Annotated in this window: 11 protein-coding genes; 5 read left to right on the top strand and 6 right to left on the bottom strand. The window is 67.3% G+C overall.

All coding sequences use genetic code 11. The features are described from left to right. Positions 1 to 21 precede the first annotated feature (21 nt). Positions 22 to 1,260 carry a glycosyltransferase gene (locus AC5Y43_RS03090; RefSeq protein WP_499969188.1) on the top strand — a complete coding sequence of 413 codons (1,239 nt, stop codon included), beginning with the start codon at positions 22 to 24 and terminating at the stop codon, positions 1,258 to 1,260. Here AC5Y43_RS03090 and AC5Y43_RS03085 read toward each other — a convergent pair. Genes AC5Y43_RS03085 through AC5Y43_RS03075 form a run of 3 tightly spaced genes read right to left on the bottom strand, consistent with a single transcriptional unit; the run spans position 1,257 to position 4,150 of the window. Continuing rightward, a complete protein-coding gene (locus tag AC5Y43_RS03085; RefSeq protein ID WP_499969187.1) occupies positions 1,257 to 2,060 on the bottom strand; it encodes a glycosyltransferase family protein in 804 nt (267 codons plus the stop codon). The genes AC5Y43_RS03090 and AC5Y43_RS03085 overlap by 4 nt on opposite strands. Next, a complete protein-coding gene (locus AC5Y43_RS03080; protein ID WP_499969185.1) occupies positions 2,057 to 3,319 on the bottom strand; it encodes a glycosyltransferase in 1,263 nt (420 codons plus the stop codon). The genes AC5Y43_RS03085 and AC5Y43_RS03080 overlap by 4 nt, the downstream gene beginning before the upstream one ends. Before the next feature lie 24 nt (positions 3,320 to 3,343). Then, positions 3,344 to 4,150 carry a phthiotriol/phenolphthiotriol dimycocerosates methyltransferase gene (locus AC5Y43_RS03075; RefSeq protein WP_499969414.1) on the bottom strand — a complete coding sequence of 269 codons (807 nt, stop codon included), beginning with the start codon at positions 4,148 to 4,150 and terminating at the stop codon, positions 3,344 to 3,346. Here AC5Y43_RS03075 and AC5Y43_RS03070 point away from each other — a divergent pair. Together AC5Y43_RS03070 and AC5Y43_RS03065 are read left to right on the top strand one after the other, a co-directional pair. Then, positions 4,145 to 4,282 carry a hypothetical protein gene (locus AC5Y43_RS03070; RefSeq protein ID WP_499969182.1) on the top strand — a complete coding sequence of 46 codons (138 nt, stop codon included), beginning with the start codon at positions 4,145 to 4,147 and terminating at the stop codon, positions 4,280 to 4,282. The two genes, AC5Y43_RS03075 and AC5Y43_RS03070, sit on opposite strands and share 6 nt — an antisense overlap. Before the next feature lie 41 nt (positions 4,283 to 4,323). After that, entirely contained in the window at positions 4,324 to 8,064 is a 3,741-nt protein-coding gene (locus AC5Y43_RS03065; protein ID WP_499969180.1) for an MMPL/RND family transporter, read from the top strand. A 6-nt stretch (positions 8,065 to 8,070) separates the two neighbouring features. On the opposite strand, the gene AC5Y43_RS03060 is transcribed toward AC5Y43_RS03065, so the two are convergent. The 3 genes from AC5Y43_RS03060 to AC5Y43_RS03050 form a co-directional block, all read right to left on the bottom strand. Then, positions 8,071 to 9,828 (bottom strand): AMP-binding protein, encoded by a 1,758-nt coding sequence (locus AC5Y43_RS03060; protein ID WP_499969178.1) that lies wholly within the window; start codon positions 9,826 to 9,828, stop codon positions 8,071 to 8,073. 217 nt (positions 9,829 to 10,045) lie between these two features. Beyond that, on the bottom strand, positions 10,046 to 11,017 hold the full coding sequence (locus AC5Y43_RS03055; protein WP_499969411.1) for a glycosyltransferase family 2 protein: 972 nt from the start codon (positions 11,015 to 11,017) through the stop codon (positions 10,046 to 10,048). Further along, positions 11,014 to 11,763 (bottom strand): GAP family protein, encoded by a 750-nt coding sequence (locus AC5Y43_RS03050; protein ID WP_499969176.1) that lies wholly within the window; start codon positions 11,761 to 11,763, stop codon positions 11,014 to 11,016. The genes AC5Y43_RS03055 and AC5Y43_RS03050 overlap by 4 nt, the downstream gene beginning before the upstream one ends. 265 nt (positions 11,764 to 12,028) lie before the next feature. Here AC5Y43_RS03050 and gmd point away from each other — a divergent pair, with 265 nt between their 5' ends. Together gmd and AC5Y43_RS03040 are read left to right on the top strand one after the other, a co-directional pair. Beyond that, positions 12,029 to 13,051, top strand: coding sequence for a GDP-mannose 4,6-dehydratase (gene gmd / locus AC5Y43_RS03045; protein ID WP_499969174.1), 1,023 nt, complete (start codon positions 12,029 to 12,031; stop codon positions 13,049 to 13,051). After that, the gene (locus AC5Y43_RS03040) at positions 13,048 to 14,016 is read left to right on the top strand and encodes a GDP-L-fucose synthase family protein (RefSeq protein ID WP_499969409.1); all 969 of its coding nucleotides are present in this window, start codon (positions 13,048 to 13,050) and stop codon (positions 14,014 to 14,016) included. The genes gmd and AC5Y43_RS03040 overlap by 4 nt, the downstream gene beginning before the upstream one ends.

The raw sequence follows: 14,016 nt of genomic DNA, 5'->3' as shown, positions 1-14,016 counted from the left end.
CCCAAAGGCTGACCTTCGCCGATGAAGTTTGTCTTGGCGGCCCACGGGACCCGCGGCGACATCGAGCCGTGCGCGACGGTGGGCGCCGAACTGCAGCGCCGGGGGCATGAAGTCCGAATGGCGGTGCCGCCCAACCTAATCGGCTTCGTACAGGCCGCGGGGCTGCGTGGCGTCGCCTACGGGCCGGACACCCGCGAACAGGTGGAGGCGGTCGCCGACTTCACCCACAACGCCCACAAGATCCAGAACCCGGCCAACGTGTTCCGCGATGTCAGGGAACTCTTCGTCGAGGGCTGGGCGGAGATGAGCCGGACGCTCACCACGCTGGCCGACGGGGCCGACCTGCTGCTGACGGGCCAGACCTACCACGGCGTGGTGGCGAATGTGGCCGAGTACCACGGCATTCCGGTGGCCGGGTTGCACCACTTCCCGGTGCGGGTCAACGGACAGATCGGCGTCCCGTTCCTGCCGTCGCCCGCTCCCGCCGCCCGCGCGACCCTGAAGGCGGCGTGGTGGCTGTACTCGCACATCATCACCAAGGCCGACGAGGACGCGCAGCGCCGCGAACTGGGCCTGCCGCCGACACCGATTCCGGCGTGGCAGCGGATGGGCGACAACGGGACGCTGGAAATCCAGGCCTATGACGAGGCCGTGTTCCCGAAGCTGGCGGCGGAATGGAACGGCCGGCGGCCCTTCGTCGGCGCGCTGACGCTCGAGCTGGGTGCGCACACCGATGACGAAGTCGCGGAGTGGATTTCGGCGGGATCGGCGCCGATCTACTTCGGCTTCGGCAGCACGCCGGTGCGCTCCCCCGCCGAAACGGTGAGCATGATCGCCGAGGCCTGCGCGGAGGTGGGCGCGCGGGCGCTGATCTATTCCGACGCCGCGGGGTCCACGGTGCATCCCGACCACGTCAAGCTGGTCGGCCAGGTCAGCTACAGCACGATTCTGCCGATGTGCCGCGCGGCCGTGCACCACGGCGGCGCGGGCACCACCGCCGCGAGCCTGCGGGCGGGGCTGCCCACGCTGGTGCTGTGGGACGTGGCCGATCAGTTCATCTGGGCCGCTCAGGTCAAGCGGCTCAAGGTCGGATCGGCGCGGCGCCTCCTCAGGATCACCCGCAAATCCCTTGTCGCTCAGCTGCGCCAGATCATGGACCCGAAATGCGTGGCCCGGGCCCGCCAGATCGCTCCCCGGATGTCCACACCCGCGGCCAGCGTCGCCACCGCCGCCGATCTGCTGGAGGGCGCCGCCCGCTAGCTTCTGGCGGACGCCTCGTCGGTGAGGGGAAACGACCGGTGCCATCTGCGCTTGTGCGCCGTGCCCATCTCCCGCAGGATCCCCATGGCCGCAACCCAGCCGTGCTTTCGGCGCAACCCCTGGATCATCGTCCAGCTGGCGCCCCAATGGTACTGGCGGCCACCGAAATGGGTCTTGGCGGTCTGGCGCCCGAAGTGGTAGCAATACGCCATTTCGCTTGTGTACACGCCGAATCCGGCCTTGCGGGCACGCAGCGCGAGGTCGAGGTCGAGCCCCCACCCGTTGTAAGGCCCGAACGTGGCGAGATCCATTCCGGCGACGCCGTCCCAGCATGCCCGGGACATCATCAGTGCGGTTCCCTCCACGGCCGGCACCACGCGGTACCGCGGCCGGGGCACGTAGTCGGCGGCGTCCGGCTTTTCGCCGTCCAGCGCGTACGGAAAGCCGATGTTGAACATCGGCCCGACGATTCCCGCGTCGGCGGGCAGACGCGGGTCGAGCAGCCCGGCGACGAACCCCTTCGATATCCGGGTGTCGTTGTTGAGGGTCATCGCGTGGGAGTAGCCCTCCGCGAAGGCCGTTCGAAATCCGAGCTCGCTGCCGCCGGCCCAGCCGAGATTCGTGCCGGGGGTGGTGACGCGTTCGTTGCCGATCTTCGGATAGTCGCCGCGATTGTCGACGATCAGATAGTCGGCGCCCTCCCGCTCCAGGTCGGCCACCAGCGCGTGGGTGTACTCGTGTTGCCCGAACACCGGCACCGTAATCAGCAGGGACACAACGGGAGCATACCGCGGTCTCATCGGGGCGGAGGGGTCTTTGCGCGACGGGCCGCGGCTTCGACAAGGTCGGCGGCGGCGGTCACGCTGGCCGGGGCTTTGGTCATCCGGGTGGCGATGTCGCGCGCGCGGGCCACCGTATCCGCGGACAGCACCGCCCTGAGGTCCGAAATCAGCGTTTCCCGAGTGGTATTGGAGAATCGCCGGCCCCGCCCGACCCCCAGACGCGTCATCTGGGCCGCCCAGATCGGCTGGTCCGAGGTGACCCACAGAATCAGGGTCGGGGCGCCGGCACGCAGTCCCGCCGCGGTGGTTCCGGCGCCGCCGTGGTGGACCACCGCCCGGCAGCTGGGAAAGACGGCCGCGTGGTTCACCGCGCGCACGACCTTGACGTGGCCGTAGTCCGGGATGTCCGCGGCGGCAGCGGGTCCCGAGCAGATCAGCGCGCGCTCCCCCAGCGCCGCGGTCGCCGCGGCGATCATGGCGACCCGGTCGGCCAGCGACCCGACCGGCATGCTGCCGAAACCGAAGTAGATCGGCGGCGTCCCGGCGGCGATCCACGAGGTGACCTCGTCGTCGGCGTCCGTCGGCAACTCCATCGTCAGCGCGCCGACGAACGGCCGCCGGCTGTCCCACTCCGCGGCCAGCCCGGGAAAGCAAACCTCGTCGTAGGCCTGGATTTCCAGCGCCTGCTGTTCGGCCATCCGCCGCGGCGCGGGGCGGGTGGACCTCGCCAGGGCCAACCCGCGGCGCTGGGTGTCCTCGACGCCTTTGGTGGCCCGCCAGTAAATCCAGTCGAGCGTCTTCATCGCGGAGCGGACAATCGGCGCCGGGAACCGGGCAGGGAAGGCGATCTGGCCGTTGGGCCGCATCGGGTAGAAGTGCAAGGCGGCCAGCGGAATGTCGTAGCCGGCGGCGACGTTGGCGACGACCTCCTGGTAGATCTGGCCCGTCAGCAGCAGGTCGGCGCCGTCGGCCAGCGGCGCCAGCATCTCACCCAATTCCACCCAGCCCGCGGTGACCGGCTCCATGGCCTGGCGCGCCAACTTCACCGGATTCTGGATTTTCCAGGACGCCTTGTGCAGGAAATCCTCGTCGAGTTGCTGCTGGGAGTCTCGGCGCCCGTAGGCCGCGGCGGCGAGCCCTGCCGACTCGACGAAGCCGATCAGGTTGGGCGGCACCGCCATAACGACGTCGTGCCCGCGGCGCAGCAACTCCACGCCGACGGCCGCGCACGGTTCGATGTCCCCCCGAGTGCCGTAGCTGGCCACGACGAACTTCATCGGCGCAGCCCGGGCCGACCGGCGTCAGTCTTTGACAAAGCGGTAAATGCGGTAGGAGAACCCGCCGGCGCGCCGCAGGTCCCAGTCCAAGACGCTGACCGCGTAGCGGGTCAGCCCGGCCAGAAACGCCGGCGCGCGCCGGCCGATGGCCTCCTGCGAGCGTTGGGTGTTGGCGTCCAGGCCGCGCTTGGCCTCCCGCTCGATGTCGCGTTCCGCCACCTTGCGCAGCGGCGCCTCCGCGAGCGCCGACTCCCATTCGGCCACAACGGGATTCCGGCGGGAGTCGGTGTACAGGAAGTGGCCACCCGGGCGAAGCACGCGCGCCACCTCGGCGAGGAACCTCGGGAAGTCGGGGTACTGGTGGGAGGCCTCGACGTTGACCACCGCGTCGAACGACCCGTCGGGGAACGGCAGGTTCTGCGCGTCGCCCTGCACGAAATCCAGCCCCGGGAGTTGATGCCGCTTCTTGCACAGCTCGATACTCGCCGGGTTCAGGTCGAGGCCCGTGTAGGAGGCCGGGCCGAGGCTGCGCACGATGTACGAGGCGCCGCCGCCGGCACCGCAACTGACCTCCAGCACCCGCTTGCCGGTCAGGTCCACCTGGCTGGCGGTCTGGTGATAGAGCTGGATGCAGTAGCGGTTGGGCTCGTCGGAGGCGTCCAATGGCAGCGCCATCGGCGGATCCTCCTCGTAGCCGAAGTTGAAGAACACCACGTCATCGCCGACCTGCCGGGTCCCCAGCGGCAGCAGATACTTGGTGGTCACCTTCCCGACGAGCGCGTTCGATTGCAGGCGGTATCTGAGAGCCACGGGGAAGAGTGTGGCATGGATCCTCGGCGCGGCAGCGCCGAATGGGTGACGTTCTTCTTCCGGACGGTCCGCGACCCGGCCATCCGCACCATCCTGACCAGCGGTTACGCGCCCAAGGTCACGGCAACGTCACGGTCGCCCGGGAGATCTTGATTAGCCCGCGAGAGTGTGCACCGGATTGTAGGATCGATCGGGTGTCGGGCGAGGCAGCCAAGCCTGGGGGAATTTTCGATCGCATCGGCGTTGTCGTCGTGCGGTGGCCCCTGCTTGTCATCGCCGGCTGGATCGCGGTCGCGGGTGCTTTGGCGCTGCTTTTTCCTCCGCTGATGGTAGTGGCCGGACAGCACGAACAAAAGCCCCTGCCCGACGACGCCCCGACGGTGGTCACCAACCAGGAGATGGCGAAGGCGTTCGCCCCGATACCGGGGATGTCGGGCGACAAGAAGCCCGAGGCCGGCACGAAGCCCGAGGGCGCCGGGGGACCCGGCGGGTCACCAGAAGCCAAGCCCGACAAGCCGTCCTCGAGCGCGGCTTCGGCGAATCCGTTGGGGGCCGGCGGGGCCCTGCTGATGATCGTGCTGACCGACGAGAGCGGCCCGAACCCCGGCGACGAGGCCGTCTACGCCAAGCTCGTCGAGAAGCTGAAGGCAGACACGCAGGACCAGCTGACGGTGCAGGACTTCCTGGCCGCGCCGCAGATGCGGGAGGTGTTGGCGAGCAAGGACGGCAAGTCCTTCATCCTGCCGGTGTCGTTCGCGGGCGCGCCCACCTCGCCGGCGACGATCGCCAGTTACAAGCGCGTGCGCGACATCGCCAGCCAGGTGACCGAGGGCACGTCCATGCGCGCGTATGTCAGCGGACCGCTGGCGGCCCTCATCGACGCCACCGAAATGGCCGAGGAGGACGCCCATTTCATCGAGATCGGCACCGTTGTCAGCGTGCTGATCATTCTGTTCGTCATCTACCGCAACGTGGTCACCATGCTGGTGCCGCTGGCCAACATCGGTGCGTCCATCGGGACCACGCAGGGCGTGTTGTCGGCGCTGTCGAACGTGGGCATCCCGGTGAACTTGCAGAGCATCGTGCTGATGAGCGCGGTCATGATCGGGGCGGGAACGGACTACGCCGTCTTTTTGATCAGTCGCTATCACGACTATGTGCGTCGGGGCCACACTTCCGACGACGCCGTCCGGATGGCGTTGATGTCGATCGGCAAGGTGATCGCCGCGTCGGCGGCCACCGTCTCGGTCACCTTCGTCGCGATGGTCTTCACCAAACTTGAAGTGTTCAACGGTGTCGGCCCGGCGATTGCGATCTCGGTCATGGTCTCGCTGCTGTCCGCCACCACCCTGCTGCCCGCCCTGCTCGTGCTCGCCGGGCGGCGGGGCTGGATCAAGCCGCGGAAAGACCTGACCACCCGCACCTGGCGCATCATGGGCACGCGGGTCGTGCGCCGGCCCAAAGCCCATCTGGTGGGCAGCCTGGTCGTGCTGATCGCCCTGGCCAGTTGCACGACGGTGATGCGGTTCAACTACGACGACCTCAAGTCGATGCCGGATACGGTGGACAGCTCCAAGGGATACGCCGCGCTGAATCGCCACTTCCCGCAGAACGCGCTCAGCCCCATGGTGATGTTCATCCAGTCGCCCTCGCACGACCTGAGATCGCCGGCCGCCCTCGCCGACCTCGAGCAGATGGCCAGCCGGGTCGCCCAGGTCCCCGATATCACCATGGTGCGGGGCTTGACCCGGCCCAACGGTGAGACGCTCGAGCAGACCAAGGTCTCGTACCAGGCCGGGGAGGTCGGCAACAAACTCGCCGACGGGTCCAACCAGATCGTCAACCACGGCAACGACTTGGACAGGCTGGTCAACGGCTCCAACCAGTTGGCCGACGCCCTGGCGCAACTTCGAGATCAGGTCACCGGGGCGGTGTCGAGCCTCAGCGGCGTGGTCGGGATCCTGACCTCGCTCGAACAGATGGCCGGCGGCGACCGCACCATCGCCGCCCTGGACCAGGGCGCCGCGCTCACGGGACAGATGAAGTCGCTCGGCAACAATCTGAACTCGTCGACGGTCAACGCGGAAAACATCGCCCAGTGGGCGGGCCCGATGCTGTCGGCGCTCAACAACAGCCCCGAATGCAACACCGACCCGGGCTGTGTGAATTCACGTGCCGGGCTGGCCGCGATGGTGCAGGCAAACGACGACGGGACCCTGAACTCGCTGAAGATCATGGCCCATAACCTGCAAGCGGCCCAGGGCGCGATGACCGTCGGGCAGGCGCTGGACAAGGTCCAGCAAACGCTGTCCCAGGCGTCCGGCGCCATGAAGACGATCAAGAACCTGCAAACCACGATGGGCCAGGCGCAACAGGGCGCCAACGCCCTCGCCGACGGCAGCCGCGCCGTCGCCGGAGGCGTCAAACAGCTGGTCGACCAGACCAGAAACATCGGCAACGGCCTCGACCAGGCGTCGCAGTTCCTGCTGGACATGAAGCACAACGCCGAGCGGCCGTCGATGGCCGGCTTCAACATCCCGCCGCAGGTCATGACCAAGGACGAGTTCAAGCAAGGGGCCGCGATCTTCATCTCGCCCGACGGACACGCGGCGCGGTATCTGGTGCAGAGCGCGCTCAACCCGTTCACCACCGACGCGATGGACCAGATCGCCAAGATCATCAAGGCCGCCGACTCGGCGATGCCGAACACACTGCTCGCCGACGCCAAGGTGTCGGTGGTCGGAATTCCCAGCGGGCTCCGCGACACCCGCGACTTCTACAACGACGACATCGGGTTCATCGTCTTCGCGACCATCATCATCGTGTTCCTGATTTTGGTCGGCTTGTTGCGGGCGGTCGTGGCGCCGCTGTACCTCATCGGATCGGTGCTGCTGTCGTACCTGTCGGCCATGGGCCTCGGTGTGCTGGTGTTCCAGCTGATTTTGGGCCAAAACCTGCACTGGAGCCTGCCCGGGTTGTCGTTCATCCTGCTCGTCGCGGTCGGGGCGGACTACAACATGCTGCTCATCTCCCGCATCCGCGACGAGTCACCGCACGGCGTGCGCGTCGGCGTCATCCGCACCGTCGGGTCCACCGGCGGCGTGATCACTTCGGCCGGTTTGATCTTCGCGGCCTCGATGTTCGGGTTGATGACCGCCAGCATCTACACCATGGCCGAGGCGGGCTTCATCCTCGGTACCGGCATCTTGATCGACACCTTCCTGGTGCGAACGATCACGGTGCCGGCGCTGGCCTCGATGATCGGCCAGAAGAACTGGTGGCCATCGCATTTGGGCATGAGCGCGGCGCAGGTGTACGGCGCCCACCAGAAGAAGCAGCAACAGCTGCAACAGCTGACCGACCAGCTGGTGCGGATGAAGGTGATTCCCGCCCCCGACGCGTTGCACCCGGCGGCCGCTGGTGCCGCGGCAGCGCCCGCGGCTGGTCAGCCGTTGATCCCCGACGACCTCTTGGTCCGCCTGAAACTCGTTCCCCCGAGCCACAAGTCGCGGAACAAGCCGCGCCGGCCGCGCCCAACCGGCGTCGCCACGGGGACGTCGGGGACGTCGAGGGCGGTGGCGAAGACCGAGCGTCTGCCCCAGCACGCCCTCCCCCTGTTCGACCTCAGCGCCCTGCCCGATCACGTGACCAACGATCTGCGGGACTCGGCGGACGCGGCGACGCCCCGCGCCGGCAAGAACGGAAAGAACGGCAAGCGCAAGGCCGACCCGGACCCCGGCCACTCGCTGCCGGTGTTCGGCCAGGGCCTGCAGTCGCAGCGGCCAATCACCGTCGGCGCCAAGGGAAACGGCAACGGCTCCGGCTCCAATGGTCACGGCGAGGAACCGGACTCCGATGACGCCGACAACCCGCTGCCGCTGTTCGGCGCGGGCGCCGTCACCAACGGCGGCAACGGGAAACAGCCGCCGCTTTAGGTTTCGCTAGGCGTCCAGCCGGACGAACTCTTCCTGACGGTACAGCTCGACGCACTGCGATCGCCTGATTTTGCCGCTGGTGGTGATGGGGATCGAGCCGGGCGACACCAGAACCAAATCCGCCACGCTCAGGCCGTGCGACTTCGAAATCGCCGAGGTGACTTCGCGTTTGACGCCGCGCAGCCGGTCGGCCGTTTCCTCCTCGGAGTCGCCGCCCCGCTTTTTCATCTCGATGATCGCGACCAGCTTTTCCACGCCCCGGTCCGGGACCGCTATCGCCGCGCACCGCCCGGCGGTGATCTCCTGGATCGTCGCCTCGATGTCGTCGGGAGAATGGTTGCGGCCGTAGACGATCAAGAGGTCCTTGATGCGGCCGATGATGAACAGCTCGCCGTCGGAGAAGAAACCCGAGTCCCCGGTTCTCAGCCACGGGCCCTCGGGCGTGCCCTGCGACGGCTCGAGGATCTTCGCGCCGAAGGTGCGCTCGGTTTCCTCGGGTTTCTGCCAATAGCCGGCGGCCACGTTGCCGCCCTGCACCCAGATCTCGCCGACGGTGCCGTCGCGGCACTCGCGGCTGGTGTCCGGATCGACGATGCGGGTCAGTGTCGACTGCTGATTGCCGTAGCTGACCAGCGGTGTGCCGCTTCCGGTTTCACAGCGCTGGGCTTCGCCGCCGGGCAGCTTCTCGGAATCGAAGTGACCGATCTCGGGCGGGTCGCCCACCTGACGCGTCGCGATGTACACCGTCGCCTCGGCCATGCCGTAGGACGGGCGCAGCGCCTTGGGGTCGAACTTGAAGGGAGCGAAGCGGTCCGCGAATCGCTTGAGGGTGGCGGGCTGCACGCGCTCGGCGCCGTTGAGGATGGTGTGCACGCCGCTGAGATCGAGCCCGTCCATGTCGTCGTCGGACGTCTTGCGCACCGCGAGCTCGTAGGCGAAGTTCGGTCCCGCCGAGATCGTGCAGCCGTTGCGGGCCAGCATCTGCATCCACCGCGCCGGTCGCTGCAGGAAACCGACCGGGCTGCTCAGCACCGTCGGCCGGCCGGCGAGGACCGGCATGATGATGCCCAGCAGCAGGCCCATGTCGTGGTAGAGGGGCAGCCACGACGCCACCGTGAGGTCGGACGGAGGGACCCCGCCCTCGGGCGCAAAGAAGTCCCCCATGATCTGCTCGAAATTGGCGAAGACATTGCGGTTGGAGACCATGACGCCCGCGGGCGTGCGGGTGGACCCGGAGGTGTACTGCAGGTAGATGAAGTCCGCCTCGTCGGTGGCGCCGGGGCGGGGCCGCGGCCCCGCGGGGCGCTGCCGGGTCTCGAGGTCCAGCAAATCGATTTCGACGATCGAGGGGGCGGATTGCCCCGGCTGCGACTGCACCGAGGCGCGGACGTTGTCGATGACCGACGACGTCGTGAGGACGACCGAGGGCGAGGTGTCGGCCAGCACCGAGATGGTGCGTTCGTCGTGCGCACCGCCATAGGGAACCGACAGCGGGACCGCGACGAGCCCGGCCTGCAGGGCGCCGAGAAAGGCCAGGACGTAGTCGAGTCCCTGGGGGGCGAGGATGAGCGCCCGGTCACCGGTGGACCCGCTGGCCTTGAGCTGCTCGCCCAGGTTCGACACCCGCCGATACAGCTGCGACCAGGTCAGCGTGTGGGCGACACCATCCCAATCCTGGTCGTAGTCAAGGTATGTGAACGCCATGTCGTTGGGCTGCAGACTCGCGCGCTCACGCAGCACGGCGGGGATGGAAGACTGAACCACGGACAATACCCTACCTTCGTCCAAACCGTTTCTGGCCAGGAACCGCAAGGTTGTAACCGAAGCCCGGCGCCCCCGCGCACCGCCGGCCTGCCACCGCCGCACCCGCCTCCGGCCCGCATCTCCGACCCATCAGCCCCTCCCCCGAAAGCCGCACCCCCGGACCGGCGCCCGGCCCGGCCGGCAAACAATCTACCGTGCGGCGCCGCGCGAGGATGTCTCAGGCACGCTCGACGAGTTCGGCCTGGCCGCCAAGGTCCGCCGCCAGCCGCCGCGCGTAGGGAAACTCGCGAAAAGGCGCTCGCGCCAAGGCCTTCAGGTGTACGCGCCGCTGCGGCCCGAAGGCGGCGATCTCCACCACCAGCGCGACCCAGGCGGGAAACCACCAGAGCCGGGCGATGATCCGGGTCGAGCGCGGCGACACCGGATCCACGGCCAACCAGCTGAGGATGCGCAGCTGGTCGAGCAGATACCGGCGCGAGGCCATGACGTGCGTCGTCTCGGTCCCCTTGAAATGGCTGCGCACCGACAGTTCACGGGGAACGAAGCACACGGTCGATCGCGCCATCAGGCGCAACCAGAAGTCGATGTCGACCAGCTGGTAGATGTCGTTGCGCAGGCCCCCGACCTCCAGCGCGAGCCGGCGCCGGAACATCACGCAGGTCGGTTCGCCCACCCAGTTGTCTTTGGCGCCCCCCAGCGCGACCTGGCGCACCAACGAGGGCCCGTCGTTGCGTTCCCGCAGGCCCCGAAAGCGGCTGTGCAGCTTGCCGTACCGGCGCTGCCATCGCTCGTCGTCGCCCACCACCTGCCGGGGCGCGAACGCCAACCCGACGGCCGGGTCCTCGAAGCAGCGGGCGAGGGTGGCCAGGGCGCCGGGAAGCAGCCAGTCGTCGCCGTGGACGAACTGGATGTACTGCCCGCGGGCCAGTTCCAGGCATTTGTTGTGGTTGCCGTTGAGGCCCAGGCGGGGCTGGTTTTTGACCAGCCGGTCCCCGGGGCGCAGCAGCGGCGCTGCGACGGCGGCGCCGTCGTCCGACGAGGCGTCGTCGACGACGACGATCTCGAAGTCGACGCCCTGCTGGTCCAGGATGCTGCGCAGGCAGCGCTCGATGGTGGCGCCGTTGTTGTACATCGGGACGCACACGGAGACGAGCGGGGTCGTCGATTCGTCTGCCTGGTCGGGACTCAGAGCTTGGTCACACCCTGAGCAATGAAGATGAGTCCCACACCGACGAGGATTGTCAGGGAGATCTGCCAGCGATGCCCTTGTACCCAGTTTTGGGCTCGCAGCATGACCGCTTCGGTCCGCTGCGGCATCGCCAGGTAGGCGAGGAGCGGAATCTCGATGACCGCTAGGACGATGAGGGTGAACACGATAAACGCAGTGAGCTGCGTACCGAGAGCGGCGCCCGACGCCATGATGATGGTCAGGACGACGACGCCCTCGTAGGGCGGGAATGACGCCCCGGCGCCGACCAGAAACGCCGGCCACACAACATCGCAGTTCAGCATTTCTTGGGTGCGGGCTCCCAGCCGCGCGAACGGACTCAGTGGAGGCTCCGTCAGCGCCAGCGCCGGTCCGCCGCCCACCGCTGCCGGCAGCCCCAGCCGCGCCCGCTGCCGGGCCACCATGCGGACCGCCAACAGCAACATGATCAGGCCAATGGTGATCTGAAGGCGGCCGCCCGCGAGGATCGCAACCTCAGACCTCACGTAGTTGATCATGGAATCCGCACTTCGAATCGCGCCCAGCGCAACATCGTGCGCCAGTACCAGGACTGCGATCCCCAGGCCTACGGCCGTCGCCATGCCGCCCACCCAGAATGCGAGCAGATTGACCATGGGCCGCCGCCGGGAAAGCAGGACGACCGCGATACCCAACCGCACGGGGTCAATCGCCATCCCGAACCCGATGAACAGCACCATCGTCCACATCACGGGGGACGCTACTCTTTCAGGCCGTATCCCGCGGCGTTACCGCCGAATTGGCGCGCCGCCTATGACCAGCACTGCCCGGGACTGAGGACGTCCGGCCGGGGTGATCGCATCCTATGCTCGACTACTCGGCCTCCCTCCGGGCGTCGATCGAAGATCAGCCGACCGGGAACCTCGGTCCTGTACTTTGAAACCGAGCAAAAGCGGCTAGCAAAGAGGCTTCAAAGACGCTGGTGCCGCCCTTGCAGACAGAAGTGGGAATTCAGTGAAGCGAGCGCTCGTAGCGGGAATCACCGGCCAGGACGGCTCCTACCTTGCCGAACTATTGCTGAGCAAGGGGTACGAAGTCCACGGTCTGATCCGTCGTGCCTCGACGTTCAACACGTCGCGGATCGATCACCTCTACCGTGATCCCCACGAAGCGGGTGTCCGACTGTTCTTGCACTACGGAGACCTCACCGACGGAACGCGCCTGGTTACGCTGCTCAGCACCATCCAGCCCGACGAGGTGTACAACCTCGCAGCACAGTCGCATGTCCGCGTCAGCTTCGACGAACCCGTGCACACCGGCGACACCACCGGAATGGGATCCATTCGGCTGCTAGAAGCCGTGCGGCTCTCCAAGGTGCAGTGCCGCTTTTACCAGGCGTCATCGTCTGAGATGTTCGGGGCGTCGCCGCCGCCGCAGAACGAGCTCACGCCGTTCTATCCGCGGTCGCCGTACGGCGCTGCCAAGGTCTACTCCTACTGGGCGACGCGAAATTATCGGGAAGCGTACGGGCTGTTCGCCGTCAACGGCATCTTGTTCAATCACGAGTCACCACGGCGCGGTGAGACATTCGTAACCCGGAAGATCACCCGAGCCGTCGCCCGTATCAAGGCCGGGATCGAGTCCGACGTCTATCTGGGCAACCTCGATGCGGTTCGCGACTGGGGCTATGCGCCCGAATACGTCGAAGGCATGTGGCGGATGCTGCAGACCGCCGAGCCCGAGGATTTCGTGCTGGCGACGGGACGCGGGTTCACCGTGCGCGAGTTCGCGCAAGCCGCTTTTGAACACGTCGGTCTGGACTGGCAGAAATATGTGAAGTTCGACGAGCGCTATCTGCGGCCTACCGAAGTGGATTCGCTGATCGGCGACGCGACAAAGGCCGCCGAGGCGCTCGGTTGGAAGGCGTCCACACATACCACCGAACTCGCGCGAATCATGGTCGACGCGGACATCGCCGCGTTGGAGTGTGAGGGCAGGCCGTGGATCGACAAGCCGATCATCGGCGGTTGGACATGAATACGGACAAACCGTTCGGTGAGCTTGACCGCGCGGCCCCGGTTTACATCGCCGGGCATCGCGGTCTCGTCGGGTCAGCCCTGTTACGCAGGTTCGAGGCCGATGGATTCACCAACCTTGTTGTGCGTACACGCGCGGAACTCGACTTGACGGATCGGGCTGCGGCCTTCGACTTCGTTCTCGAGGCGAGGCCGCACGTGGTTATCGATGCCGCGGCCAGAGTCGGAGGCATCATGGCCAACAACACCTATCCGGCCGAGTTCCTGTCGGAAAACCTCCAGATCCAGGTCAACCTGCTGGACGCCGCGGTGGCCGCGCGGGTGCCGCGACTGCTGTTCCTTGGCTCCTCGTGCATCTACCCGAAATTCGCACCGCAGCCCATCGTCGAGAGTGCGCTGCTCACCGGCCCGCTGGAGCCGACCAACGACGCATACGCGATCGCGAAGATCGCCGGCATCCTCCAGGTGCAGGCGGTCAGGCGTCAACACGGCCTGCCTTGGATCTCGGCGATGCCGACCAACCTGTACGGACCCGGCGACAACTTTTCGCCGGCCGGCTCGCACCTGCTTCCCGCACTGATCCGCAGGTACGACGAGGCCAAAGCCAGTGGCGCGCCGGAGGTGACAAACTGGGGCACCGGTACGCCGCGACGCGAGCTGCTGCACGTCGATGACCTGGCAAGCGCGTGCCTGCACCTGCTCGAACACTTCGACGGGCCCGGCCACATCAATGTTGGCACCGGCGTCGACCACACGATCAAAGAAATCGCCGAGATGGTCGCCAATGCGGTTGGCTACGGCGGCGAAACCCGCTGGGATACAACGAAGCCGGACGGGACACCCCGAAAGCTTCTCGATGTCTCGGCCTTGCGGAACGCGGGGTGGCAACCTTCGATCGGGCTGCGCGACGGCGTCGAGGCCACGGTGGCGTGGTACCGCAAACACGCCGCGACGGCGAGGCAATGA

This window comes from Mycobacterium sp. NGS57 (genome assembly GCF_059812405.1).
Note: the sequence above shows the minus strand (reverse complement) of the source record. Positions and strands in the feature narration are given on the sequence as shown.

Excerpts from the sequence above, each read along its gene's own strand:
- AC5Y43_RS03080 (WP_499969185.1), bottom strand. The coding sequence starts at position 3,319 with ATGAAGTTCGTCGTGGCCAGCTACGGCACTCGGGGGGACATCGAACCG.
- AC5Y43_RS03050 (WP_499969176.1), bottom strand. The coding sequence starts at position 11,763 with ATGTGGACGATGGTGCTGTTCATCGGGTTCGGGATGGCGATTGACCCC.
- AC5Y43_RS03085 (WP_499969187.1), bottom strand. The coding sequence starts at position 2,060 with ATGAGACCGCGGTATGCTCCCGTTGTGTCCCTGCTGATTACGGTGCCG.
- AC5Y43_RS03070 (WP_499969182.1), top strand. The coding sequence starts at position 4,145 with ATGGATCCTCGGCGCGGCAGCGCCGAATGGGTGACGTTCTTCTTCCGG.
- AC5Y43_RS03090 (WP_499969188.1), top strand. The coding sequence starts at position 22 with ATGAAGTTTGTCTTGGCGGCCCACGGGACCCGCGGCGACATCGAGCCG.
- AC5Y43_RS03040 (WP_499969409.1), top strand. The coding sequence starts at position 13,048 with ATGAATACGGACAAACCGTTCGGTGAGCTTGACCGCGCGGCCCCGGTT.